Here is a 24,011-nt window from a genome sequence, read left to right on the forward strand (position 1 = left end):
CCCAACCAGCGGATCGCCTTTTTCCTATGAACGTAGCCATGCAGACCTCCCGCCTTTCCGCCGCGCCGCGCTCGTCGCTGCCAGTCCTGCTCGTATGGGCCGTCGTGCTGGCGCTGCTGGTCATGTCGTGGCAGGGCGCCGACATGCGGCCCCTGGACCTGCTGCGCGATTCGGGCAACATGGCCCAGTTTGCCGCCGACTTCTTTCCGCCGAATTTCCGCGACTGGCGCATGTACCTGGACGAGATGATCGTCACCGTGCAGATCGCGGTCTGGGGCACCTTCCTGGCCATCGTGGTGGCGGTGCCGCTGGGGCTGCTGTGTTCGTCGAACATGGTGCCGGCCTGGGTGTACCAGCCCATGCGGCGCCTGATGGACGCGTGCCGCGCCATCAATGAAATGGTGTTCGCCATGCTGTTCATCGTGGCGGTCGGGCTGGGCCCGTTCGCCGGCGTGCTGGCGCTGTGGGTGCACACCACCGGCGTGCTGGCCAAGCTGTTCTCGGAAGCGGTCGAGGCCATCGATCCGCGTCCGGTGGAAGGCGTGCGCGCCACTGGCGCGAATGCGCTGGAGGAAATCGTCTACGGCGTGATTCCGCAGGTGCTGCCGCTGTGGATCTCGTATTCGTTGTACCGCTTCGAATCCAACGTGCGCTCGGCCTCGGTGGTCGGCATCGTCGGCGCGGGCGGCATCGGCACCGTGCTGTGGGAAATCATCCGCAGTTTCCGCTACGCCGAAACCTGCGCCGTGATGATAATCATCGTGGCTTTCGTGGTCATCATCGACATGGCGTCCGCGCGTATCCGGCGAGCGCTCATCTGAGCCTGCGCGGGGCCCGGGCGGGCCCCGCCGGCCTCAGGCCTGCGGAAGCAGCGCCTGGAACGCAGGCAGCGCCAGCAGGCCCGCCAACTGCGCGGCCTGCACATCGGCTTCCGACACCACCGCGCGCGGCATCAGGAAGTTGACGGTGCCCAGGCAGACCTCGCCGTACACCACCGGCACGTTGATGACGGAGCGCAGGCCCAGGCGCTGGATCGCGTCATGGTCGTTGAAGAACTCGCGGATCGCGTCTTCGCCTTCACCCACGAACACTTTTTTTTCCAGCAGGACGTGGCGGCCCCAGGCCGTGCCGCTCTTGTCCTTGCTGCCGCCGGGCGGATAGGCCTCGGGGTTGGAGCTATACAGCCGCAGCACCCGCATGGCCTGCGCGTCATAGCGGTTGACCGTGCACAGCGTGTGCGCCAGCGCGGCATGCGCATGGGCGTCGATGGCCCGGAAGGCCGCCGTGGAATCGGCGGCGGCGTATGCCTGGACAATGGCGGCCACGCCGGCCTGCGTCGGCGCAGCGGAACGGATGCTTACGGTCATTCGGCGGTGATTCCCAGTTCTTTGATCAGCTTGCCGTACTTGTCGGCATCGCGCGCCAGGATCTGGCCGAATTGCTCCGGCGTGGTCTCGGTCAGCAGCACGCCCATGTCGCCCATTTTCTTGATGACTTCGGGACGCTTGAGGATCAGGTTGATCTCGCGGTTCAGGCGTGCGGTCAGTTCGGGCGGCATGCCTGCCGGGCCGAAGGCGCCGTACCAGACCGACAGCTCGTAGCCCGGCAAGGTCTCGGCCACCGTGGGTACCTCGGGCAGCAGCGGCGAACGCGCTTCCTCGGTGACGGCCAGCAGCTTCAGCTTGTTGTTCTGCACGTGCGGCAGGGTCTGCGTGCCGGCGCTGAACAGCACCTGCGTGCGGCCGGCCACGGTGTCCAGCACCGCGGGCGCGCCGCCGCGGTAGGGGATGTGCATCATCTTCACGCCGGCGGCCTTCTCGAACAGCGCGGCGCTCAGGTGGTTGGTGGAGCCCTGGCCGGCGGAGGCATAGGCCACGGTGCCGGGATTGGCCTTCAGGTAGGCGATGAACTCCTGCACGTTGGACGCAGGGACCGACGGGTTCACCACCAGGGTGTTGGTGACCAGCGCGAGTTCGGCGATGGGCGTGAAGTCCTTCACGCCGTCGAACGGCATGCTGGAGTACAGCGCCTGGTTCATCGTGTGCGTGCTCATCGAGCCGACCAGCAAGGTGTAGCCGTCGGGCTTGGCGCGCGCCACGAAGGTGGTGCCGATGTTGCCGGACGCGCCCGAGCGGTTTTCCACGATCACGGGCTGGCCCAGCGATTGGGTCAATCCTTCGGACAGCACGCGCGCCAGGATGTCGGTGGAGCCGCCCGCGGCCCACGGCACGATCAGCGTGATGGGTTTTTCGGGCCACGCGGCATGGGTGAGCGCGGGCGCGGCCAGCGCCAGTCCCAGCGCGCACGTGCGCAGCAGTCGTTTGAATTGCAGTTTCATGGTGTTTACCCCTTTGCGTAATGTCCGGTCTGTGTGCCGGTTGAATGAAACAGGTTCAGCGGCCGGCGGCATAGCCCTGCATGCCGCGCGGGTTGGCGCCGGCGCGCAGCAGCAGGCCGCCGCCTGCGGCAGGCTCGCGGGTGCAGGCGCTGATGCGGCCTTCGGACCAGTCCGGCCCCACCTTGACCTCGTGGCCCGCCGCGCGCAGCGCCTCCAGCGTGGCGGCCGGCATGCGCGATTCCACGGTCAGCCGGTTCAAGGTCAGGCTGCGCGGCCAGAACGAGCCCGGGAAGTGATCGATATGCCAGGAGGGCGCTTCGATCGCCTCCTGCAGGTTCATGCCCATGACATGGCGCAGGAAGAACGCCACCGTCCATTGGTCCTGCTGGTCGCCGCCCGGCGTGCCGAATGCCATGTAAGGCTGGCCGTCGCGCAGCGCGAGACCCGGCGACAGCGTGGTGCAGGGACGCTTGCCTGGCTGCAGCTGGCCCGGCACGCCTTCGTCCAGCCAGGTCATCTGCAGGCGGGTGGTCAGCGGGAAGCCCAGGCCGGGCACGACGGGGCTGGATGACAGCCAGCCGCCCGACGGCGTGGCGGCCACCATATTGCCGTCGCGGTCGATGACGTCGATCTGGCAGGTGTCGCCCACGAATATCTCGCGCGCCGCCCATTCGGCTACCGGCGGCAGCGCGGCGAAGGTCGGTTCGCCCACGCCGAAGCGGGTGTCGGAGGCAGCCAGGGTGCGCACGGCTGCGTCCAGGTCGGGCAGGCGCGGCGCCTGGCCGCCCGGGCAGCCAGGCAGGAACTCGGACGACGCGCGCGCGCCGATGCCTGCCGCGCGGGAGCGGGCATATTCATCGCTGAGCAAAGCGGCCAGCGGTACTTGCGTGTGGTCAGGGTCGCCGTACCAGGCCGTGCGGTCGGCGAAGGCCAGCTTGGCGGCTTCGGCCACGTAGTGCACGAATTGAGGCGAGGTCGGTTCCAGTCCGGCCAGGCCCAGGTGCCGCAGTATCGCCAGTTGCTGCAGGTGGACCGGGCCTTGCGACCAGACCCCGCACTTGGCCACCGTGTAGCGGCCGTACTGCACGGTGAGGGGCTCGTCGTAGGTGGCGCGCCAATCGGCCAGGTCGGACTTGCGCAGCAGGCCGCGGTTGCGCTGGCCCGTGGTGTCGCGCACCTCGGCCCGGGTGTAGTAGTCGTCGATCGCGTCGGCCACGAAGCCGCGGTACCAGAGCTCCAGCGCGGCGTCGATGCGGCCGCGCCGGTCGGTGCTGCTGGCATGCGCTTCGTCCAGGATGCGGGTGTAGGTGGCGGCGATGGCGGGCGTGCGGAACAGTTCGTCAGGTGCAGGCACGCGGCCGCTGGGCAGCCAGACGTCGCGCGAACTGGTCCATTCGTCGCGGAACAGCGCCTGTACCGCCAGAATGGCCTGCGAGATGCGCGGCACCAGCGGAAAGCCGTTGCGCGCATAGTCGATCGCCGGGCGCAGCACGTCGGCCAGTTCCCAGGTGCCGTAATCGCGCAGCAGGGTCAGCCAGGCGCCGAAAGCGCCGGGTACCGTGGCGGGCAGCAGACCGATGCCGGGCACCAGTTCCACGCCCAGGCTGTGGAAATAGGCGGGCGTGGCCAGCGCGGGCGCGGGGCCCTGGCCGCAGAGCGCGCGCATGCGCTGTTCCCGCTCGCTCCAGAACAGGATGGGCACTTCGCCCCCGGGGCCGTTCAGGTGCGGTTCCACGATCTGCAGCGTGAAGCCGCCCGCGACCGCCGCGTCATAGGCATTGCCGCCGCGCTCCAGCACGCTCATGGCCACTTGCGAGGCCAGCCAATGGGTGGAGGAAACCACGCCAAAAGTGCCGCGTATTTCGGGGCGGGTAGTGAAGGATGCGCTCATGAGGCCGGTCCGGGCAGCAGGGGATGGTTGCAGTATAGGGTCATGAAATAACTGTTTTTTCCTTTGTTGGCATAATTGAATAACCAATTAGTTATAGGAAAGATCGTGACCTGGGATGCAGCCCGTCTCGCCAACCGCCTCAAGCATCGCCACCTGGCGCTGCTGATCGAAATCGCCAGGCACGGCTCGCTCACGCGCGTGGCCGCCGCGGCCGGCATCAGCCAGCCCGCCGTCACCAAGGCGCTCACGGAGATCGAGGACATCTTCGGCGCGCCGTTGTTCACGCGCACCGGGCGCGGCCTGCAACCCACGCCGCTGGGCAACCTGGCCCTGGTGCGCGCGCGCCACATGCTCAGCGACCTGGACCTGTGGGCGCGCGAGGTCGAGGCCCTGCACGCCGGCCGTTCCGCGCATCTGCAGGTGGGCGTGGTGCCCTACGTGTCCAGCGCCTTGCTGACGGCGGCCATCAGCCGCCTGCACCAGCGCCACGGCGTGACGCTCAGCCTGCACCGCGCCACCACCGACCATCTGGTGCCCATGCTGCGCCGGCATGAACTGGATTGCATCATCAGCCGCGCCACTTCGACCGTGGCGCCGGAGGATCTGATCCACCGCGTGCTGTACCGCCAACGGCCGCGCCTGATTGCGCATGGCCGGCTTGCGCAGCGGCTGGCGCGGCGCAAGCCGGACTGGGCCGCCGTCGCGGCAATGGACTGGGTCCTGCCGGCGGCCAACACGCCGACGCGGCAACTGATTGTGGAGCACTTCATCCGCGCCGAATTGCAGCCGCCATCGCCAGTGTTGGAGGCGTACTCCACCGACGTGATCGAAGGCATGCTGACGGTGAACGAGACCCTCATCTCCGTGGTGCCGGAGGACATCGCGCGCGAACTCTGCCAGCGCGGCAAGCTGGGCATGGTGCCTTGGGACTTCGGCTGGGAATTGCCGCCCATCAACCTGATACGGCGCAAGCGCGAACAGCCGCTGGCGGCGGAGGAATGCTTTTCGGAGATCCTGCTGGATCTGTGCGGCGACGCCGCCGCGCCCTGGGGCCAGGGCGATCCGCGTTGAACGGCGGCGCTAGGCGTTGAGCTTGTCGCGGGCGATGTTCAACAGTGCGGCGGCAGCGGTTTCCGGGGCAGCATCGTTGCTGACGCGCAGCAGCCGGCATTGTTGCGGCACGGGGAATGCCTGCATCGCGCGCGCCAGGCGCTGCGCGATCTGTTCCGCGCTTTCCCGGCCGCGTCCCGCCAGGCGGCGGACGAGCTGGCCGGGATCGACCGTGACCTCCACGGCGGTCAAGGCCGGGTAGCGCGAGTGCGCCTGTTCCAGGTGCGCGCGCGAGCCGTTGATGATGACCGCGGCGCCGCAGGAGAGCCAGGCGTCTATTTCGATGCCGATGCCGTAATGCAAGCCATGGCTGGCCCAGCGCAGGGCGAAGCAGCCCAGCGCGGCGCGGCGTCCGAACTCGTCTTCGGTCAGGCATAGCGCGTCTTCGGTGGCGCCGCTGTCGCGCGTGATGTAGCGATGCGCGACCAGCACGGGCTCGTCGCCGCGCAGTTCCGCGCGCAGCAGGCGCAGCAAGGTGTCCTTGCCGCTGCCCGATGCGCCCATCAGGTAGATCAGCCTGGTGCCGTCGGCGGGAACCGAGGTGCTCATGCTGCCGCCGGCCCTTGCAGATAGCCGGCCCCGGCCGCATCGGCGCTGGTGCCGTCAAAGCCGTAGTGCCGTGCCGCGACAAAGTCCGCGCCTGGCGCGGGCTGCACGTAGACGCTGACTCCGGGAACGGCCATGGGCTGTCCGCGCAAGGGATCGGCGAACGCGGCGATTTCAGCCTGCGCTTGCGACAGCGCCTCGCCGTGCAGCTTGCCGGTCAACGTGATGTGGAAGACGTAGGTATCGAATACATACGGATAGCCCCAGCGCGCCAGCATGGATTGCTGCGGCGGACTGAGCGATTGCGGTTGGCGGCGCGCGGTTTCCTCGGGCGTGGGAGGTGCGCGCAAGGAGTCCAGGTCGCGCACGGCGGCTTCGGCCAGGGCCTGGATCCGCGCGCGTCCCTGCGTGTCGGATGCAGCGATGCGCCAGGCCAGGAAGCCGCGCAGCGGTTCGCACTCCAGTTCCAGCGAGAATGGCGTGCCGCCTGCGGCCAACTGGCGGGCGGCCGCGTCGACTTGTTCGGGGCTGGCGCCCGGATTCAGCCGGAAGGGCGGCTTCAGCGTCGCATGCAAGCCATAGTGGCGCGGCGCTTCGGTCCAGCCGCGCGACGCCGCGTTCTGGCCCGGCAGCGGCGGCAGCGCCAGGCCGGTGTCGGCGCAGCGGCCCAGCCAGCGGCTGCCGTGTTCGCGCCAGGGGCCGGTGGGCGCCAGGTACAGGGCGTAGCGATGGGCGAGCGGCATGGTCAGGCCGCCATGCGCTGGCTATGGCTGTCGCCGAAGGCGCGCGTGGCATAGCGCAGTTCGCCGCCCACGATCGCGGCGCAGACGCGGGGCAGGCCCGGCACCTGGTCGTCCACCACGATGGCGTCGGCGATCAGCCCCGGCGCCAGGGCGCCGCGGTCCTTCAGGCCGGCGGCTCGGGCAGGATTCAGCGACACCAGATCCCAGGCCTGCGCCAGCGGCAGCACGCCGTCGTTGGCCAGCTTCATCACGGCGGCCAGCGGGGCAGGGTAGTAATAGTCGGACGTCAGAATGTCGCACAGGCCCGCACGGATCATTTCGGTGGCGCCGGGCGCGCCAGTGTGGCTGCCGCCGCGCACGACGTTGGGCGCGCCGAAGACCACCGAATCACCCAGGTCGCGGGCCACGCCGGCGGCCTCGCGGGTCAGCGGAAACTCCGCCACGCCGCAGCCCAGCTGGTGGTAGTAGCGGCGGGTGGCGGCATCCGGATCGTCGTGCGAGGCCACCTTCAGGCCCGCTTCCTGCGCGCAGCCGGTCAGCTCGCGCATGGCATCGGCCACCGCGTCGGCGGCAGCCATGGCGGCGCGGATGCGGTCCTGGAAGACGTCGAGGTCGCACTCGGCGCGGTTGGCGTACTGCATCAGCTTGCGCTCGTCGCCCAGACGGCGCGCCATGCTGGGCAGGTGGTCGTTCAGGGCCAGGAAACGCACGCGGCCGTCGCGTATCCATTGCTGGGCAATCTCCAGGCCGCCCACGTGATGGGTTTCGAAGCGCAGGTGCACATAGTGCCGCGCGCCCATGAGATGGCGCATTCTTTCCAGCGCGTCGAACATGCGTTCGGCGTAAGCCTCGCCGCGCAGCCCGCCTTCCCAGGACAGGGTCACGCCATGGAACTCGGTGGTGATGCCGTTGGCCAGCAGTTGGCGGTCCACGTCGAACAGGGCGCTGTCGTAGGGAAACGTCACGCTGGGCCGCGGCATGACGGCGCGCTCGAAGGCGTCGCCGTGCAGGTCCACGATGCCGGGCAGCACCAGCAGATTGCCGGCGTCGAACCAGGGCGCGCCCCGCGGCGCCGCGGCGGCGGAGCCTTCGATCAGTCCGCCATGGAACCGCAAGCTGGCCTGTTCGACGCCGCGCGGCGTCAGGATGCGTTGGCCTGTGACACCGGCCAGGGGCGAGGGGGCGTGCGTGTGTGTGTTCATGGCGTGACGTTAGTGGGATTGCATTACAACCAGATGTCTAGATGAGTTAATCCATTAGTCGGAGCCTTCCGCGCCGCCTGCGCGCGCAGGCGGCGGCCTGGCGTCAGCTGTCGTCCGTCACCATCAGCTGGACCATGTCGCCCACGAAGCGCGCCACGCTATATTGCAGCGGCGAGCCTTCCTGGTCCACATTCAAGGCCTCCACCTGAAGAATGGGGCGGGTCTTGGGCTGGCCCAGCAGGCGGGCGATTTCGGGCGTGGGCAGGGCGGCGGTGATGCGCGACCACTTGCGCGTGTAATCGCCGATGCCATAGTGGGCATAGACCTTGGAGATCGAGCGCAGGGACGCCAGGCGGTCGGCGAAGTCGGGGAAGCGCTTTTCGTCGAAGAAATGTTCCGAGACGCTGATGGGGCGGTTCTCGGCTTTGCCCACGATCTGCACGCGCAGCAGCGGCGCGGCGCGGCTCAGGCCCAGGTGCTTGGCGATGTCGCCGGCGCGCAGGCTCTGGCTGCCCAGGACTTCCTGGTGGCCCAGCATGCCCTGGCTGCGCAGGTTCTCGGAAAAGCGCGTGCGCTTGCCGATGGCGTAGTCGATCGCGTGTTCCTGGACGAAGGTACCGCGGCCTTGTTCGATGCGGACCAGGCCGCCTTGTTCGAGTTCGCCCATCGCGCGGCGGATGGTGTGGCGGTTGACGGAAAACTTGGCGGCCAGCTCGGGCTCGGACGGCAGCTGTTCGCCTGCCGCATAGAGCTTGTTGCGGATATCGTCCGCCAGCGCTTCGCCGATTTGCCGCCAGACGGCGATGCCGGAACCTCTTTCGACCATAGGGTGTGCTCGTGCTGTCACATCAGCTTAATGAAGAATGGCAGTGATTGTGCACCATGCGACGGCAGCCGCAAAGGCGCTGCGGGCACGCTGCAACTGTCATCAAAAATTCACGCCAGGCTGTTGAACTTCGTTTTCAGAGCGATCATACTCCATCCGGTCGTCTAGACGTTTAGAGGAAAAAGATGGATCACCCCAAGACAGGGCAGGATGCGGCGGGCGCCCAACGCGCCGCCTGGATGCGCGTGCTGGCGCTGGCCGATCCGGCCGCGCTGGATGGCGCCTTTTGCGCGCTGGCGGGCAAGCCGGAACACCAGACCTTGCGCCCCGCGCAGACCGGCATGGCCATGGTGCGCGCCCGCAGTGGCGGCACCGGGGCCCGCTTCAACCTGGGCGAAATGAGCGTGACACGTTGCGCGGTGACGATGGGCGAGGGCGTGGTCGGCGTGGCCTACGTGCAGGGCCGCTCGCAGCGCCATGCCGAGCAGGCCGCCGTGGCCGACGCCCTGCTGCAACTGCCGGAATGGCATGACACGGTGCAGGCCCAGCTGATCCAGCCGCTGGCCCGCCTGCATGCCGAACGGGTCGAGCGCCAGGCCCGCGTGGCGGCGCAGACCAAGGTGGAATTCTTCACGATGGTGCGAGGCGAGGACTGACATGCAGCAACAGATACAAGCCGCCGCGGCCTCGGGCCGGGCGCTGCTCCCTGGATTCGCGGATCCCGTCGGCGACGCGCAGACCACGTTCCGCGCCGCGCTCGACGCCATGGCCCACCCCGGGCGCATCCATGAAATCCTGATCGAAACCGGCGTGCCGACGGGCCTGTCGCCCGCCATGACCGCGTTGCTGCTGACGCTGGTGGACGTGGACACGCCGCTGTGGCTGCCCGAAACCGTCAGCGCGGACGCGATCGCCTTCCTGCGATTTCATTGCGCCTGCCCCATCGTGCCGTCGCCCTCGCTGGCGCGTTTCGCCGCGGTGCCGGCTGGCAGCAAGGCGCCGCCGCTTTCGGCTTGCCACCAGGGTGATCCGGCCTATCCCGATCTGTCGACCACCTTGCTGATCGAGGTCGAATCCCTGTCGGGCGGGGAACCCGCCATCCTCAGCGGCCCGGGGATCAAGAGCCAGCAGCTCCTGCATGCGGCAGGGCTGCCCGAGGGCTTCTGGCGTGAATGGCGCCTCAATCATCAACGGTTTCCGCTTGGCGTCGACGTGTTGTTGACGCAGGAGCGGCGGATCTGCGCGCTGCCGCGCAGCACGCGCAAGGAGAGCTGACATGTACGTAGCCGTGAAAGGGGGCGAACGCGCCATCCTCAATTCCTACCGCATGCTGGACGACTACCGGCGCGGCGACCGCGAAGTGCCCGAGCTGAGCCTGGACCAGATCCGCGAACAGATGCCGCTGGCGGTGTCGCGGGTCATGGCCGAGGGCTCGCTTTACGATCCGCAGCTGGCGGCGCTGGCCATCAAGCAGGCGGCGGGCGACCTGATCGAAGCGGTGTTCCTGCTGCGCGCCTACCGCACCACCTTGTCGCGCTTTGGCTATACCCAGCCCATCGACACCGGCCGCATGCGCTTGCAGCGTCGCATCTCGTCCACCTTCAAGGACGTGCCTGGCGGGCAGATCCTGGGGCCGACCTACGACTACACCCAACGCCTGCTGGACTTTTCGCTACAAGCGCAGCGCGAGGCCGACGCCTTGCCGCCGGGCGGCGAGGCGCTGGACAGCGCCATGCCGCGCGTTACCGACCTGCTGGCGCATGACGACCTGATCGACGCGGAAGCCGTGCCCGAAGGCGATCCCGAACCTTTCGACCTGACCCGGCAGCCGCTGGATTTTCCGGCCTCGCGCGCGGCCCGCCTGCAGAACCTGGCGCGCGCAGACGAAGGCTTTCTGTTGTCCATGGGCTATTCGACCCAGCGCGGCTATGGCAACACCCACCCCTTCGCCGCCGAGATCCGCTACGGCGCGCTGGAGGTGGAAATGCATATCGAGGAACTGGGATTCGCCGTCACCGTGGGCGAAATCGAGATCACCGAATGCCAGATGGTCAGCCAGTTCGCCGGCAGCGCCGAGGAAGGCCCGAAGTTCACCCGGGGCTACGGCCTGACCTTCGGCTATGGCGAACGCAAGTCCATGTCGATGGCGCTGGTGGACCGCGCGCTGAAGGCGCGCGACCTGGGCGAACGCGCGGATTCCCCGGCCAACGACCACGAGTTCGTGCTCTATCACAGCGACAACGTCGAAGCCTCCGGTTTCGTGCAGCATTTGAAGCTGCCGCACTACGTGGACTTCCAGGCCAACCTGGAACTGTTGCGGCGCATGCGCGCCGAACGCGCCGCGCCAGAGGCCGCGCGCAACGATCTGATGGACGAGGCGGTTTCCCCATGACGACGCAATACGCAACGGTCGAACGCGACGACCACTACAACTTCGCCTATCTGGACGAATCCACCAAGCGCATGCTGCGCCGCGCCTTGCTCAAGGCCGTCGCCATCCCCGGCTACCAGGTGCCTTTCGGCAGCCGCGAAATGCCGCTGCCCTATGGCTGGGGCACCGGCGGCATCCAGGTGACGGCGTCCATCATCGGCGCGAACGACGTGCTCAAGGTGATCGACCAGGGTTCGGACGACACCACCAACGCGATCAACATCCGCCGCTTCTTCGGCCGTGTCACGGGCGTGGCGACGACGGAGTCCACTTCCGCTGCCACCATCGTCCAGACCCGCCACCGCATCCCCGAGACGCCGCTGGCGGAGGGGCAGATCATGGTGTTCCAGGTGCCCATTCCTGAACCGCTGCGCTGGCTGGAGCCTTCCGAAACCGAGACGCGCACCATGCACGCGCTGGCCGAATACGGCGGCATGCACGTCAAGCTGTACGAGGACATCGCGCAGCACGGCCACATCGCCACCACCTATGACTATCCGGTCATCGTGAACGGACGCTACATGATGCGGCCTTCGCCCATCCCCAAGTTCGACAACCCCAAGCTGGACCGCAGCCCCGCGCTGATGCTGTTCGGCGCGGGCCGCGAAAAGCGCGTCTACGCGGTGCCGCCGTACACGCAGGTGAAGAGCCTGGACTTCGAGGACCATCCGTTCCGGGTGGAGACCTGGAACGAGTGCTGCGACCTGTGCGGATCGCGCGAGAGCTATCTGGATGAAATCATCCTGGACGACGCCGGCACGCGCCGCTTCGTCTGCTCCGACACCGAGTACTGCAACGACCGCCAGGCGCAGCAGCAAGCCAACCAGGAGACCGCGGCATGAACCTCCAACCCTTGCTTTCGGTGCGCAACATGACGCGCACCTGGGACGGCGTGCACGGCTGCCGCAATGTCAACTTCGATCTGTATCCGGGCGAAGTGCTGTGCGTGGTCGGCGAGTCCGGCTCCGGCAAGAGCACGCTGCTGTCGGCCGTGTCGTACCAGACCCGGCCGGACGCGGGCAGCGTCTGGTACGACACCCGCGACCAGGGCTTTACCGATTTGGCCGCGCTGCCCGGGGCGCGCCTGCGCCTGCTGTCGCGCACCGATTGGGGCTTCGTGCGGCAGAACGCCAGGGATGGCTTGCGCATGCAGGTCAGCGCGGGCGCCAACATCGCCGAGCGGCTGATGGCGGTGGGTGACAGGCACTATGGCGACCTGCGCCAGGCCGCCGGCAATTGGCTGCAAAAGATGGAAATCGATGCGGGCCGGCTGGACGACAGGCCCACCTCGTTCTCGGGAGGCATGCAGCAGCGCCTGCAGATCGCCCGCAACCTGGTGACCCATCCGCGCCTGGTGTTCATGGACGAACCCACGGCTTCGCTCGACGTGTCGGTGCAGGCGCGCCTGCTGGACCTGCTGCGCCAACTGGTGGCCGACCTGGGCCTGGCCGCCATCGTCGTGACCCACGACCTGGCCGTGGCGCGCCTGCTGGCGCACCGGACCCTGGTCATGCGCGGCGGCGAAGTCGTCGAAAGCGGCCTGACCGACCAGATCCTCGACGATCCGCAGCATCCCTACACCCAGTTGCTGGTGTCTTCCATTTTGCAGAGCTGACCATGCCTGAAAAGACTCCCATAATCGAGGTGCGGGGCCTCGGAAAGATGTTCACCCTGCATAACCAGGGCGGCATGCGCCTGCCCGTGCTGGAGTCGGTCGACTTCGACGCGGCCGCCGGTGACTGCCTGGTGCTGGCGGGACCGTCCGGCACCGGCAAGAGCACCTTGCTGCGCTGCCTTTACGGCAACTACCTGGCGACCGAGGGCAGCATCCGGGTGCGCTGGAACGACGAATGGGTGGAGCTGGCCGGCGCTCCCGAGCAGCGCATCCTGGCGTTGCGGCGCGAGGTGATCGGCTACGTCAGCCAGTTCCTGCGCGTGATTCCACGCGTGTCGGCGCTGGACGTGGTGGCCGAGCCTCTGCGCGCGGCGGGCGTGGAGGCCGATGAGGCCCGTTCCCGCGCAGCAGCCCTGCTGCAGCGCCTGAACGTGCCGCCGCGCCTGTGGGGTCTGGCGCCCGCCACGTTCTCGGGCGGCGAACAGCAGCGCGTGAACATCGCGCGCGGTTTCATCGCGCGCCATCCTGTCCTGTTGCTGGACGAACCCACCGCCTCGCTGGATGCCGACAACCGCCAGGTCGTGATCGCGCTGATCCGCGAGGCAATGGCCGAAGGCCGCTGCCTGCTGGGCATCTTCCACGATGCCGAAGTGCGCGATGCCGTCGCCACGCAGACCCTGGCCTTGCGTCCCGCCCAACCCGCCCTGGCCGACCTGGAGCAATGATGCCGAGCACCTATCTCACCCATGCCCGCGTGGTGCTGCAGGACCGCGTCCTGGAGGACAGCGCCGTGCTGATCGACGATGGCCGCATCGTCGCCATCGAACCTGCCGGGGCACGCGCGGACTACGAGATCGACCTGCGCGGCCAGACCTTGCTGCCGGGATTGATCGACCTGCACTGCGACGCCATCGAAAAGGAAGCCGAGCCGCGTTCGCGGGTGCTGTTTCCGCTGGATTTCGCGGTGGCCCAGGTGGACCGCCGCAATGCCGCGGCCGGTATCACCACGCCGTATCACGCGCTGTCCTTCGCCAACAGCGAGTGGGGCGTGCGCAACAACCAGACGGCGGCGGAAGTGGTGCGCACGGTGCGCGCCTTCGGCCAGCACAGCCTGGTGGACAACCGCGTCCATTGCCGCTACGAAGTGACCGACGCGACCTCGGTCGATGTGCTGCGCGCGCTGATGGACGAGGGCGCGGTGGACCTGCTGTCGGTCATGGACCATTCGCCGGGCCAGGGCCAGTTCAAGACGCTGGAGTCCTATCTGCAATACATGATGGGCAACCACGCGATGAGCCGCGAACAGGCCGAGGAGGCCGCGCAGGCCAAGACGCGCGCCAAGGACGGCGCGGTAGCGCGGGTGGAGGCGTTGCTGTCGCATGCGCAGGGGCTGGGCATACCGACAGCCAGTCATGATGACGATTCGATCCATCGCATCGCCACCATGCGCAACCTGGGCGTGGCCATGAGCGAATTCCCGATCACCCTGGATACCGCGCGCGCCGCGGTGTCCTGCGGGCTGCCTACCATCCTGGGCGCGCCCAACGTGTTGCGCGGCCAGAGCCAGAGCGGCTCCATGCGCGCCATCGACGCCATCCGCGCGGGCGTGGCCAGCTGCCTGTGTTCCGACTACCAGCCGTCGGCGTTGATCGCGGCGGCCTACACGGTGGCCGCGCAGACGGACCTGACGCTGCCGCAGGCGGTCGCGCTGGTGACGCTGAATCCGGCGCAGGCTTGCGGCCTGTCCGACCGCGGGCGCATCGCGCCGGGGCTGCGCGCGGACCTGGTGGCGGTGGCGCAAGTGGGCACGCAGCCGCTGATCAGCCATACCTGGTCGGCGGGGCGGCTGGTATTCTCGGCGCACTATCCGTCTGTGCGCGCGAGCGAGCAACGGGCGTCCGAAACGCAGGCCGTGGCGGCTTGAACCGGTTCCTGGAGAGAGATGTGTTGCATCCCATCGTGACAGCCGTGGCCTGCAGCCCGACGCACGGGTTCAGCAAGCCGGTGGTGCCGGCCATCATGTTGTTGAAGGGGCTGGGCGTGGAAGGCGACGCCCACATGGGCGTCACGGTCAAGCACCGCTCCCGCGTCAAGGCGGACCCGACGCAACCCAATCTGCGGCAGATCCACCTGATCCACGGCGAGCTGCACGACGAGCTGCAGCTTGCCGGCTTCAACGTGGCCGAAGGCACCATGGGCGAAAACATCACCACCCGCGGCATCGACCTGCTGGGCCTGCCGCGCGGGGCGCGCCTGCATATCGGCGCGCAGGCGGTGGTCGAGATCACCGGCCTGCGCAATCCGTGTTCCCAGCTCGACAACTACCAGCAGGGCCTGACCGCCGCGGTGCTGGGCCGCCATCCGGACGGCAGCCTGATGCGCCGCGCCGGCATCATGGGCATCGTGATCGAGGGCGGGGCGGTGAGCGCGGGCGATCCGATCCGCGTGGCGCTGCCCGAATTGCCGCACCTGCCGCTGGAGCGTGTCTGAACACCTTCTGCGCAGGGCCGGCCTGTCGCAAAAACATCGCCGGCATGCGCAGCCGGGAGGCCGCGCATCTGGTTAAATGACGGGAAAGGCGCGGCCGCGATTTCCGCGGCGCGCCGGCCCTTTTTCCGGAGTTTGCGATGGCACGATTCAATTTCACCCAGGATCCCGAGGAACCCGATCTGTGGGCCGCGGAGAACGTCGCCGCCGGCAAGGGCCGCCCGCCCATCCACGTGATGATCCAGACTGACGGCGAAGAGCCCGACAGCAGCGCATCCAAGGTGGTCAAGGCCATCATCGACGATCTCGACGACCAGATCCTGGCCGCGGCCGAGTTCCTGCTGGAAAACTACTCCTACGAGCACTACAAGAAGCTCGGCCTGGACGACAACCAGCTGCTGCAGGAAGAAACCCCCGAAGCCATGGCCCAGCATGCCGTGCTGCGCGCGCTGTGGCTGTTCGACGAAGACGGCGACGGCTATGAGCTGTGGTTCACGCTGCCCTGGGATCCGGTGCATACCTACGACGTGGAATTCGAGGACGGCGCGCCCGTCTCGTGCTCGGTCAACGACTGAGGCGCGCAGGCCCCAGGGGCGTGCTTATCGATCCAGCTCGAACTTCGTCGCCTGGCTCTGGCCCAGCGAATCGTCGTAGCGGTACAGCATCTTCAGGGACTTGCCCTTGCGCACCGTGTCGGCCGCGGTGTTCTCAAGCACCACGTCGATCTCGCGGCCGACGAATTCGGTGCAGTCGGTATCGGCGCGGGCGCCATCGGGGATGTCCGCGTTCCTGACCTTCAAGCGAAACATTAGTTGCGTCAGTTCCGTGCCGTCGGTGCGGTACTGGCGCATCACCACGGGCAGGTTGGCCACGGTGCCGCCCAGCTCGCAGGAAATGCGGGTCCAGGCGTAGGAGGCGGGCGCGGCGGACATCAGGGCCGCGGCTGCCAGGGCGCAGCGCAGGCTAAGGCGTTTCATGGCATGAGAACTGAGCGCGGCGCCCATGCGTGCCGCGCCGGGATGGGGAGCGAAGGGTTTTATATGTTGCTCCCGGCCATGGCGCCGGTCAAGCTGGCGCAAGCCATGAAAAAAACGGGCCATGCGGCCCGTTTTTCATTGCCTCCTGTTTCAGGCGTTCTGGTTTGCGGCCTGTCCCGGGGAGGCTTCCCCGGCTGCGGCGGACTCGGTATCGGCCCTGTCCTCGCGATTGCCTTCCAGCTTGGAGATCACGGCGGTGGCCAGGCTGTTGCCGACCACGTTGGTGGCGGTGCGGCCCATGTCGAAGAACTGGTCGATGCCCATGATCAGCAGCAGGCCTGCTTCCGGCAGGTGGAACATCGGCAGGGTCGCGGCTACCACCACGAGCGAGGCGCGCGCCACGCCGGCCATGCCTTTGCTGGTGACCATCAGCACCAGCAGCAGGGTCAGCTGCTGCGTAAAGCTCATCTGGATGTTGTAGGCCTGGGCGATGAACAGTACCGCGAAGGACTGGTACATCATCGAGCCGTCCAGGTTGAAGGAGTAGCCCAGCGGCAGCACGAAGCCCGAGATGCGCTTGGGCACCCCGAAACGGGTCAGCGCCTCGATGGTCTTGGGGTAGGCGGATTCGCTGCTGGCCGTGGAGAACGCCAGCAGCGTGGGCTCTTTGATCAAACCGCCCAGGCGGAAGGTCGACTTGCCCAGGAACAGGTAGCCCACGGCGAACAGAATGGCCCACAGCAGCGCCAGGCCCAGGTAGAACTCGCCTATCAGCTTGCCGTAGCTGACCAGCACGCCCAGGCCCTCGGTGGTGATGGCGGCGGCCATGGCGGCGAACACGCCCAGGGGCGCGAAGCGCATCACGTAGTCCGTCACCCGGAACATGATCTTGGCCAGTTCGTCGATCAGGTTGTAGATGGCGTTGTGGCCCTTGCCGCGGATGAAGGACAGGGCGGCGCCGAAGAACAGCGAGAACACCAGGATCTGCAGGATCTCGTTGTTGGCCATGGCCTCGGCGATGCTGCGCGGGAACACGTGCGTGATGAAGGCCTTGAGCGTGAAGTCGCCCGTCTTCAGGCCCGAGGTCAGGCCCGCGTCCGGCAGCGCCAGGTTCATGTGCGCGCCCGGCTGGAAGATGTTGACCAGCGCCAGGCCCAGCAGCAGCGACAGGGCCGATGCGGCGATGAACCAGACCATGGCGCGCATGCCGATGCGGCCCACGGCGCTGGCGTCGCTCATGCTGGCCAGGCCGGTCACCAGGGTGGCGAAGACCAGCGGGGCGATGATCATCTTGATCATGCGCAGGAAGATGTCGGTGACGAGACTGAAGTACGAGGCGATCTGCAACGCCTCTTTCTCATTCTGCGCGTAGTTGTGGCAGAAATAGCCCACCACGATGCCCAGCACCATGGCGATGCCGATGTAACGCGTCAGCTTCTTAGTGTTCATGATCAAAACGGAAAACAGGGATCGTTTGCCTGGCCCGGCAGGGCGGGCGCGCCGGCATGAGGGCGGGCAAGAGGATCCGGAGAGGGGATGCCAGGGTAGGCCGCGAGGCCCGGGTTTACCCTTGGGGCGCGATCTTAACGCCGCGCACCTGACACGCAGTTGTCAGGTTGGGGACGGATGGCGCCGCTTCCTGGGGCGACGGCAAGTAGCGGGCGATAGCGAAGATGTATCAATTTGGAACGGCTGCGCTATCGCTCGCCGCCATGCCAGAATGGTTCAGCCCCAGCGCCCGCGAGCCCGGGGCAACACACGAACAACAGGCCCCTGCGCGGGGCCGCATGAGGAGACTAGGCAATGCCGAAACGCGAACTGTCCGTGCTGGCGTCCGGATACACCTATCTGGAGGGGCTGCGCTGGCACGAAAACCGCCTGTGGGCGTCGGACTTCTATACCGAGCAGGTCATCGCCGTGGACCTGGAGGGCAAGGTCGAGCAGATCTGCAAGGTGCCGCAGCAGCCTTCCGGGCTGGGCTGGCTGCCGGACGGCCGCCTGCTGATTGCGTCCATGAAGGACCGCAAGCTGCTGCGGCGCGAGACGGACGGCACGTTGGCGGTGCACGCCGACCTGTCGGCGTACACCGGTGGTCCGGTCAACGACATGGTGGTGGATGCGCAAGGCCGGGCCTACGTGGGCAATTTCGGTTTCGACCTGATGGCGGGCGAGCCGGTCCGCAATACCGGCATCGTGCGCGTCGATCCCGACGGCTCGGCGCGCCAGGTGGCCGAAGGGCTCTGCTTTCCCAACGGCTCGTTCATCACGCCGGACGGCAAGACCATGATCGTCAACGAAACCTTCGGCAACCGCATTTCCGAGTTCGACATCCTGGCCGATGGCGGGCTGGGGCCGCGCCGCGACTGGGCCGATTTCGGCCCCTTGCCGGCCAGCGACGACCTGGGCGTGCTGATCGCCGCCTCCGCCATCGGGCCCGACGGCGGCGCGCTGGACGCGGAAGGCGCCTTGTGGGTGGCCGACGCCATCGGCAAGCGCATCGTGCGCGTGGCGCGCGGCGGCAAGATCCTGGAGCAGATCGACACCGGCGAATTCGGCATCTTCGCCGCCGCCCTGGGCGGGCCGGATGGGCGGACCCTGTTCATGGCGGCCGCGCCCGACTTCATCGAGGCCAACCGGCGCGCCAAGCACCAAGGCTGCATCCTGATGACCCGGGTGGACGTGCCGCACGCCGGCCGGCCGTAGACGCCGCAGTTTCTGGCGCGGCGCGCCCCGCCGCGCCATCGGTCCTTCGGGCGAGTCGAAGGCTGGCCTGAGCCTTTCGTGCTCATCTGAATGGACCGGATACGGGCGGTTGCAAGACCTTTCGTCGAATCCCCCGTAAAATCACTCCATTCAGCAAGTCTTCAATCATCTTTCAATAGACAGTACCTAAGGAGGACCACTCATGGCCCTAGTCTCCATGCGCCAGTTGCTCGACCACGCCGCCGAGCACGGCTACGGCATTCCCGCTTTCAACGTCAACAACCTGGAACAGGTCCAGGCCATCATGGAAGCCGCTGCGGAGACCGACAGCCCGGTGATCATGCAGGCCTCGGCCGGCGCGCGCAAATACGCGGGCGAAGGCTTCCTGAAGCACCTGATCCAGGCCGCCGTGGAATCCTATCCCCACATCCCCGTGGTCATGCACCAGGATCACGGCCAGTCGCCCAAGATCTGCCAAGGCGCCATCGACCTGGGCTTCTCCAGCGTCATGATGGACGGTTCGCTCAAGGAAGACGGCAAGACCATCGCCGACTACGACTACAACGTCGAAGTCACCAAGAAGGTCGTGGACACCGCCCACAAGCTGGGCGTGACGGTCGAAGGCGAACTGGGCTGCCTGGGTTCCCTGGAAACCATGGAAGGCGACAAGGAAGACGGCCACGGCGCCGACGGCAAGCTGACCATGGATCAGCTGCTGACCGATCCGGAACAAGCGGCCGACTTCGTGCGCCGCACGCAACTGGACGCCCTGGCCATCGCCATCGGCACCAGCCACGGCGCCTACAAGTTCACGCGCAAGCCCACCGGCGACATTCTGTCGATCTCCCGCATCAAGGAAATCCACGCCCGCCTGCCCAACACCCACCTGGTGATGCACGGCAGCTCCAGCGTGCCGCAGGAACTGCTGGCCGAGATTCGTGAATTCGGCGGCAACATGAAGGAAACCTACGGCGTGCCCGTCGAGGAAATCCAGGAAGCCATCAAGTACGGCGTGCGCAAGATCAATATCGACACCGATATCCGTCTGGCCATGACCGGCGCGATCCGCCGCTTCTTCGCTGAAAACCCGGAAAAGTTCGACCCGCGCGAATACCTGAAGCCGGCCCGCGCCGCCGCCAAGGCGATCTGTGTGGCGCGCTACACCGAATTTGGCACCGCCGGTAACGCCAGCAAGATCAAGGCCCTGCCGCTGACCGAAATTGCCGCGCAATACGCGTCGGGCAAGCTGGCTCAAGTGGTGCAGTAAGCAAAGCTGCGGGGCTGGACGCTTGAGGCGTCCGGCGCCCGGGCGCAATGAAAAGCGGTCCGCGCATGCGGACCGCTTTTTTTTTGCCTGCGCCGCCGCTAGGGCGCCGGCGAGTTGCGGGGAAAGTGCGGCACGGTCCGGTCGACGTGGTGCCAGGACGGGGCCGAGTCGGTCCAGAGGGTGGCACGGGCGCGGAAGGCTTCCGGATCGTCCAGCGAACCGGCCCGCACGATGTCATAGCCCATGCCCGCCGAATTGCCGAACAGCGGAGTGCCGCAGTCCGCGCAGAAGCTGCGCATCACGGTATGGCCGGATTCGCCGCGGTAGCGGTGCTCTTTGGGGTTGCCGCGCAGGAGCGTGATGGAGCCGGTGGGGAAGATCAGGGCATGGGCCGGGGCGCCGCCGCTGGAATATTGGCAGTCCCGGCAATGACAGGTCGCCGCCATGATCGGTTCATCGGTGATGGCGTAGCGGATGGCGCCGCATTGGCAACCGCCAGTCAGGTGCACCTGCGCGTCGGCGTGGGCGCTGCGTTTGGGGGAAGCATCCTGCATACGGCTCTGTCTCCAGCTTGGGGTCAGCGCCGTGACGCCAGAGGCGGCCGGCGCGCATCATAGGGGAGGCAAGAGCCTAACCCGGCCGCCGGGCGGCGTCGAGGGGAGGCCCGGCAAAACCTGTCCATTTGCAGTAACCTATGCGCTTCGCAAGACCCACGCGCGTCGCGCCGGCCTTGCACGCGGTTCCCGGATTCCGTTCTACTTCCCGCCCTGGCGCCTGCCCGAGGCGGGAATCTTCATTATTGCCATAGGCCATTCCCGTGACTTCTGCTTTGCATCAATCCAGCATCAAGTCCTTGCCGCTGCTGGGCCGCGGTAAGGTGCGCGACATGTACGCGGTGGGCGACGACAAGTTGCTGATCGTCGCATCGGATCGCATCTCCGCATTTGACGTGATTCTTGACGACCCCATCCCCGGCAAGGGGCAGGTGCTGACCGAACTGACCGAGTTCTGGCTGCAGAAGCTGGCCCACATCCTGCCGAACCACTCCACCGGCATCAAGCCCGAAGACGTGGTCGCGCCGGACGAAATCGACCAGGTGCGCGGCCGCGCCGTGGTGGTCAAGCGCTTGAAGCCCATCCTGGTGGAAGCGGTGGCCCGCGGCTACCTGATCGGCTCGGGCTGGAAGGACTACCAGGCCACCGGCGCCGTCTGCGGCATCAAGCTGCCCGCCGGCCTGCAACAGGCCAGCCAGCTGCCCGAACCCATTTTCACGCCCGCCGCCAAGGCCGAATTCGGCATGCACGACGAGAACGTGGACTTTGCCCACGTGGTCAAGGAAGTCGGCCAGGAAATGGCCGAGCGCATCCGCGACGTGACCCTCAAGCTGTACGCCGAAGCGGCCAAGTTCGCGGCCACCAAGGGCATCATCATCGCCGACACCAAGTTCGAATTCGGGCTGGACGACGATGGCACGCTGTACCTGATGGACGAAGTGCTGACGCCGGATTCCTCGCGCTTCTGGCCGGCCGACGGCTACCGCGTGGGCATCAGCCCCCCGTCGTTCGACAAGCAGTTCGTTCGCGACTGGCTGGAAACCCAGACCTGGGACAAGACCCCGCCCGCGCCGCGCCTGCCGCAGGACGTGCTGGAAAAGACCGCCGCCAAGTATCGCGAAGCCCTGGACCGCCTGGTCGCCTGAACGCTTACGGCCAAGGAAAACCCGCTCCTAGGGCGTCCGGATGACGAAAGTCCGGATCGCACTTCGGTTTTGTGAGGCAGGGTTCTTGAGCCGCCGGCGTCCGGACTGCGGGATTCCGATGCTCGCCCCGGTGGGGCTGCGCTTCGGATCCCTCCGCCCGGCCACCGGCTCACGGCATCTGCCCGTGAGCGGGGTCCGAAACCAACGCATTAGGCGACTGCCAGCCGAGGTGGCCCGGAGCCATCCGAAGCGCAGCCCCACTGGGGCGAGCATCGGAATGGCGCAGGGCTGCCTCGGCGGCTAAAGAACTCTGACATCTGCGAGCTCGAAGCCCTGCCGCACCGTACTTTGGTTTGGTGAAGCAGGGTTCTTGAGCCGCCGGCGTCCGGACTGCGGGATTCCGATGCTCGCCCCGGTGGGGCTGCGCTTCGGATCCCTCCGCCCGGCCACCGGCTCACGGCATCAGCCCATGGACTGGGGCTGAAACCAACGCATTAGGCGACTGCCAGCCGAGGTGGCCCGGAGCCATCCGAAGCGCAGCCCCACTGGGGCGAGCATCGGAATGGCGCAGGGCAGCCTCGGCGGCTAAAGAACCCTGACATCCGCAAGCTCGAAGCCCTGCCGCTCCCCCCCGGAAGTTGCCCTTACGTGCAATTTCCGCGGGACGGTTCAGATGGAGCGGCTTTTTCGCCCTGAAAGCGCCTGCCCTGCAAGGGTTATCAGGGCTTTCGATAGGATTTATTGCGAATTGTGACGTTATAATTCCCGGCTGCTTGCATGGGGACGTTCCCCAGAAAGGAGCTCCCAGCATGGTAATGATGTTGCCTTTCCTGACTGGCCTGATCGCGGTGTGGTTTGGCATGCTAGGCAGGCGCCGCCCCTGCGTGACCTTCTGGCTGTTGACGCTGGCGCTGTTCGCCGCCTGGTGCCAGTACCACATGACCAGCCCGCTGGCCTTGTCGTTCTGAGGGCGAGGCGATGATCTTCTCCCGCAATCCCGCGCGCGGCTCGCGCGTCCTCAATTGCCTGGCGCTGCTGGGCGTCACCGGCGCCCTGGGCATGGCCTTCTTCTGGCAGATCGCCTACGACGAACTGCCTTGTCCGCTGTGCCTGTTGCAGCGCGTGGCGCTGTTGCTAGCGGGCGTGGGCTTTTTGCTGAACATGCGGCTGGGGCCTTCGCCCATGCACTATGCGATGAGCATCGCGGCCGCATTGGGCGGCATGCTGGCCGCCGGCCGGCAAGTGCTGCTGCACATCGCGCCGGGCGATCCGGGCTACGGTTCGCCCCTGTTGGGCATGCACTTCTACACCTGGGCGTTCATCGCCTTTACCTCCATCATCGTGTTCTGCGCCGTGATGCTGGCGGTCGACCGCAAATGGGGCGACAACATGCTGCGCAAGCCGGTGTCGGTGCTGGGCGTTCTGGTCATGGCCCTGTTTTTCCTGGTGGCGCTGGCCAATGTGGGCAGCACCACGCTGGAGTGCGGTTTCGGGCCTTGTCCGGACAACCCCGCCAGCTACCAATGGCTGGATTCCGCCTCCGCGACATAGCCCTTGCCGGCGCCGGGTAAAATACCGGGTTTCGCGGCATCCGTCCGCGGTCCTTTGACTTTCCGCGGCCCTGCGCCGCGGTCTCAACTCTACGACACCGGTTATGACAGCCAAGACTTCCGCAGCGGCAGAGGCCACCCCCGTGGTGGGCGTGATTATGGGTTCTTCCAGCGATTGGGAGGTCATGAAGCACGCGGTCACGATGCTGGAGGATTTTGGCGTTCCCCATGAGGCGCGCGTGATCTCCGCGCATCGCATGCCGCAGGACATGGCCGAGTACGGCGCGGCGGCGCATGCCCGCGGCCTGCGCGGCATCATCGCTGGCGCCGGCGGCGCGGCGCACCTGCCGGGCATGATGGCCGCGCTGACCGAAGTGCCGGTGTTCGGCGTGCCGGTGCCGTCCAAGTACCTGCGCGGCGAGGATTCGCTGCTGTCCATCGTGCAAATGCCCAAGGGCGTGCCGGTGGCCACCTTCGCGATCGGCGAAGCCGGCGCGGCCAATGCCGCGCTGCACCTGATCGCCACCCTGGCTGGCACGGACGCGGGCTTGCACAAGAAGCTGGTGGCGTTCCGCGCCCGCCAGACGCAAGCCGCGCGCGACATGAAGGTTCCGCCCGAGGCCTGA

Annotated in this window: 27 protein-coding genes; 17 read left to right on the plus strand and 10 right to left on the minus strand. The window is 67.2% G+C overall.

What is annotated here, in order from left to right; genetic code table 11:
* Nucleotides 1–26 precede the first annotated feature (26 nt).
* Nucleotides 27–821 (plus strand): phosphonate ABC transporter, permease protein PhnE, encoded by a 795-nt coding sequence (phnE, locus tag IAG39_RS06940; protein ID WP_088142243.1) that lies wholly within the window; start codon nt 27–29, stop codon nt 819–821.
* Between the two features lie 33 nt (nt 822–854).
* On the opposite strand, the gene IAG39_RS06945 is transcribed toward phnE, so the two are convergent.
* From IAG39_RS06945 to IAG39_RS06955, 3 genes are read right to left on the minus strand one after another with little or no spacing between them, the layout of a single operon-like run.
* Entirely contained in the window at nt 855–1,367 is a 513-nt protein-coding gene (locus IAG39_RS06945) for a GAF domain-containing protein (protein ID WP_059379471.1), read from the minus strand.
* Nucleotides 1,364–2,338, minus strand: a complete 975-nt coding sequence (locus IAG39_RS06950; RefSeq protein WP_118932794.1) for a Bug family tripartite tricarboxylate transporter substrate binding protein — start codon at nt 2,336–2,338, stop codon at nt 1,364–1,366. Before IAG39_RS06950 ends, IAG39_RS06945 begins: the two co-directional genes overlap by 4 nt.
* A gap of 55 nt (nt 2,339–2,393) precedes the next feature.
* A complete protein-coding gene (locus IAG39_RS06955) occupies nt 2,394–4,229 on the minus strand; it encodes a gamma-glutamyltransferase family protein (RefSeq protein WP_118932793.1) in 1,836 nt (611 codons plus the stop codon).
* A gap of 105 nt (nt 4,230–4,334) precedes the next feature.
* On the opposite strand from IAG39_RS06955, the gene IAG39_RS06960 reads away from it, so the two are divergent.
* Complete coding sequence (locus IAG39_RS06960) at nt 4,335–5,300, plus strand: LysR family transcriptional regulator (protein WP_118932792.1); 966 nt, start codon at nt 4,335–4,337, stop codon at nt 5,298–5,300.
* A 9-nt stretch (nt 5,301–5,309) separates the two neighbouring features.
* Here IAG39_RS06960 and phnN read toward each other — a convergent pair whose 3' ends face one another.
* The 4 genes from phnN to phnF form a co-directional block, all read right to left on the minus strand.
* Nucleotides 5,310–5,888: a phosphonate metabolism protein/1,5-bisphosphokinase (PRPP-forming) PhnN gene (gene phnN / locus IAG39_RS06965; protein WP_059379467.1), complete on the minus strand. Its 579-nt coding sequence runs from the start codon at nt 5,886–5,888 to the stop codon at nt 5,310–5,312.
* Nucleotides 5,885–6,628: a DUF1045 domain-containing protein gene (locus IAG39_RS06970; RefSeq protein WP_118932791.1), complete on the minus strand. Its 744-nt coding sequence runs from the start codon at nt 6,626–6,628 to the stop codon at nt 5,885–5,887. Before IAG39_RS06970 ends, phnN begins: the two co-directional genes overlap by 4 nt.
* Before the next feature lie 2 nt (nt 6,629–6,630).
* Entirely contained in the window at nt 6,631–7,830 is a 1,200-nt protein-coding gene (locus tag IAG39_RS06975) for an alpha-D-ribose 1-methylphosphonate 5-triphosphate diphosphatase (protein ID WP_118932790.1), read from the minus strand.
* 103 nt (nt 7,831–7,933) lie between these two features.
* Nucleotides 7,934–8,656, minus strand: a complete 723-nt coding sequence (phnF, locus tag IAG39_RS06980) for a phosphonate metabolism transcriptional regulator PhnF (RefSeq protein ID WP_059379464.1) — start codon at nt 8,654–8,656, stop codon at nt 7,934–7,936.
* Nucleotides 8,657–8,841: 185 nt separating this feature from the next.
* Here phnF and phnG point away from each other — a divergent pair, with 185 nt between their 5' ends.
* The 9 genes from phnG to IAG39_RS07025 all read left to right on the plus strand — a co-directional run bounded on the left by phnG (nt 8,842) and on the right by IAG39_RS07025 (nt 15,764).
* Nucleotides 8,842–9,312, plus strand: coding sequence for a phosphonate C-P lyase system protein PhnG (gene phnG, locus IAG39_RS06985; RefSeq protein ID WP_088142251.1), 471 nt, complete (start codon nt 8,842–8,844; stop codon nt 9,310–9,312).
* A 1-nt stretch (nt 9,313) separates the two neighbouring features.
* Nucleotides 9,314–9,931: a phosphonate C-P lyase system protein PhnH gene (gene phnH / locus IAG39_RS06990; RefSeq protein ID WP_118932789.1), complete on the plus strand. Its 618-nt coding sequence runs from the start codon at nt 9,314–9,316 to the stop codon at nt 9,929–9,931.
* Nucleotide 9,932: 1 nt separating this feature from the next.
* A complete protein-coding gene (locus tag IAG39_RS06995) occupies nt 9,933–11,048 on the plus strand; it encodes a carbon-phosphorus lyase complex subunit PhnI (RefSeq protein WP_059379461.1) in 1,116 nt (371 codons plus the stop codon).
* Nucleotides 11,045–11,929, plus strand: a complete 885-nt coding sequence (locus IAG39_RS07000; RefSeq protein WP_118932788.1) for an alpha-D-ribose 1-methylphosphonate 5-phosphate C-P-lyase PhnJ — start codon at nt 11,045–11,047, stop codon at nt 11,927–11,929. Before IAG39_RS06995 ends, IAG39_RS07000 begins: the two co-directional genes overlap by 4 nt.
* Complete coding sequence (gene phnK / locus IAG39_RS07005; protein WP_118932787.1) at nt 11,926–12,702, plus strand: phosphonate C-P lyase system protein PhnK; 777 nt, start codon at nt 11,926–11,928, stop codon at nt 12,700–12,702. The genes IAG39_RS07000 and phnK overlap by 4 nt, the downstream gene beginning before the upstream one ends.
* Nucleotides 12,703–12,704: 2 nt before the next feature.
* Nucleotides 12,705–13,427 carry a phosphonate C-P lyase system protein PhnL gene (phnL, locus tag IAG39_RS07010; RefSeq protein WP_118932786.1) on the plus strand — a complete coding sequence of 241 codons (723 nt, stop codon included), beginning with the start codon at nt 12,705–12,707 and terminating at the stop codon, nt 13,425–13,427.
* Nucleotides 13,427–14,626, plus strand: a complete 1,200-nt coding sequence (locus IAG39_RS07015) for an alpha-D-ribose 1-methylphosphonate 5-triphosphate diphosphatase (protein ID WP_118932785.1) — start codon at nt 13,427–13,429, stop codon at nt 14,624–14,626. The genes phnL and IAG39_RS07015 overlap by 1 nt, the downstream gene beginning before the upstream one ends.
* A gap of 23 nt (nt 14,627–14,649) precedes the next feature.
* Nucleotides 14,650–15,192, plus strand: coding sequence for an MOSC domain-containing protein (locus tag IAG39_RS07020; protein ID WP_059379500.1), 543 nt, complete (start codon nt 14,650–14,652; stop codon nt 15,190–15,192).
* Between the two features lie 137 nt (nt 15,193–15,329).
* A complete protein-coding gene (locus IAG39_RS07025) occupies nt 15,330–15,764 on the plus strand; it encodes a hypothetical protein (protein ID WP_054451475.1) in 435 nt (144 codons plus the stop codon).
* A 24-nt stretch (nt 15,765–15,788) separates the two neighbouring features.
* On the opposite strand, the gene IAG39_RS07030 is transcribed toward IAG39_RS07025, so the two are convergent.
* Together IAG39_RS07030 and IAG39_RS07035 are read right to left on the minus strand one after the other, a co-directional pair.
* Nucleotides 15,789–16,166, minus strand: coding sequence for a hypothetical protein (locus IAG39_RS07030; protein WP_059379499.1), 378 nt, complete (start codon nt 16,164–16,166; stop codon nt 15,789–15,791).
* 150 nt (nt 16,167–16,316) lie between these two features.
* Nucleotides 16,317–17,615 (minus strand): dicarboxylate/amino acid:cation symporter, encoded by a 1,299-nt coding sequence (locus tag IAG39_RS07035; protein WP_223283378.1) that lies wholly within the window; start codon nt 17,613–17,615, stop codon nt 16,317–16,319.
* A 354-nt stretch (nt 17,616–17,969) separates the two neighbouring features.
* Between IAG39_RS07035 and IAG39_RS07040 the strand changes: the two genes are divergently transcribed.
* Together IAG39_RS07040 and fba are read left to right on the plus strand one after the other, a co-directional pair.
* Entirely contained in the window at nt 17,970–18,869 is a 900-nt protein-coding gene (locus IAG39_RS07040) for an SMP-30/gluconolactonase/LRE family protein (protein ID WP_059379456.1), read from the plus strand.
* 202 nt (nt 18,870–19,071) lie between these two features.
* Entirely contained in the window at nt 19,072–20,136 is a 1,065-nt protein-coding gene (gene fba / locus IAG39_RS07045; RefSeq protein WP_059379455.1) for a class II fructose-bisphosphate aldolase, read from the plus strand.
* A gap of 98 nt (nt 20,137–20,234) precedes the next feature.
* Here the strand turns inward: fba and IAG39_RS07050 are convergent, their stop codons facing one another.
* Complete coding sequence (locus tag IAG39_RS07050; RefSeq protein WP_059379454.1) at nt 20,235–20,690, minus strand: GFA family protein; 456 nt, start codon at nt 20,688–20,690, stop codon at nt 20,235–20,237.
* Nucleotides 20,691–20,953: 263 nt separating this feature from the next.
* On the opposite strand from IAG39_RS07050, the gene IAG39_RS07055 reads away from it, so the two are divergent.
* The 4 genes from IAG39_RS07055 (at nt 20,954) to purE (ending at nt 24,011) form a co-directional block, all read left to right on the plus strand.
* Nucleotides 20,954–21,835 (plus strand): phosphoribosylaminoimidazolesuccinocarboxamide synthase, encoded by an 882-nt coding sequence (locus IAG39_RS07055; protein WP_059379453.1) that lies wholly within the window; start codon nt 20,954–20,956, stop codon nt 21,833–21,835.
* A gap of 809 nt (nt 21,836–22,644) precedes the next feature.
* Nucleotides 22,645–22,803, plus strand: coding sequence for a DUF5993 family protein (locus IAG39_RS07060; RefSeq protein ID WP_013395673.1), 159 nt, complete (start codon nt 22,645–22,647; stop codon nt 22,801–22,803).
* Nucleotides 22,804–22,813: 10 nt separating this feature from the next.
* Nucleotides 22,814–23,386 carry a disulfide bond formation protein B gene (locus tag IAG39_RS07065; protein WP_118932782.1) on the plus strand — a complete coding sequence of 191 codons (573 nt, stop codon included), beginning with the start codon at nt 22,814–22,816 and terminating at the stop codon, nt 23,384–23,386.
* Nucleotides 23,387–23,489: 103 nt separating this feature from the next.
* Entirely contained in the window at nt 23,490–24,011 is a 522-nt protein-coding gene (gene purE, locus IAG39_RS07070; protein ID WP_054451468.1) for a 5-(carboxyamino)imidazole ribonucleotide mutase, read from the plus strand.

The sequence above is a fragment of the Achromobacter xylosoxidans genome, from assembly GCF_014490035.1.
Classification (GTDB): Bacteria; Pseudomonadota; Gammaproteobacteria; order Burkholderiales; family Burkholderiaceae_B; genus Achromobacter; species Achromobacter bronchisepticus_A.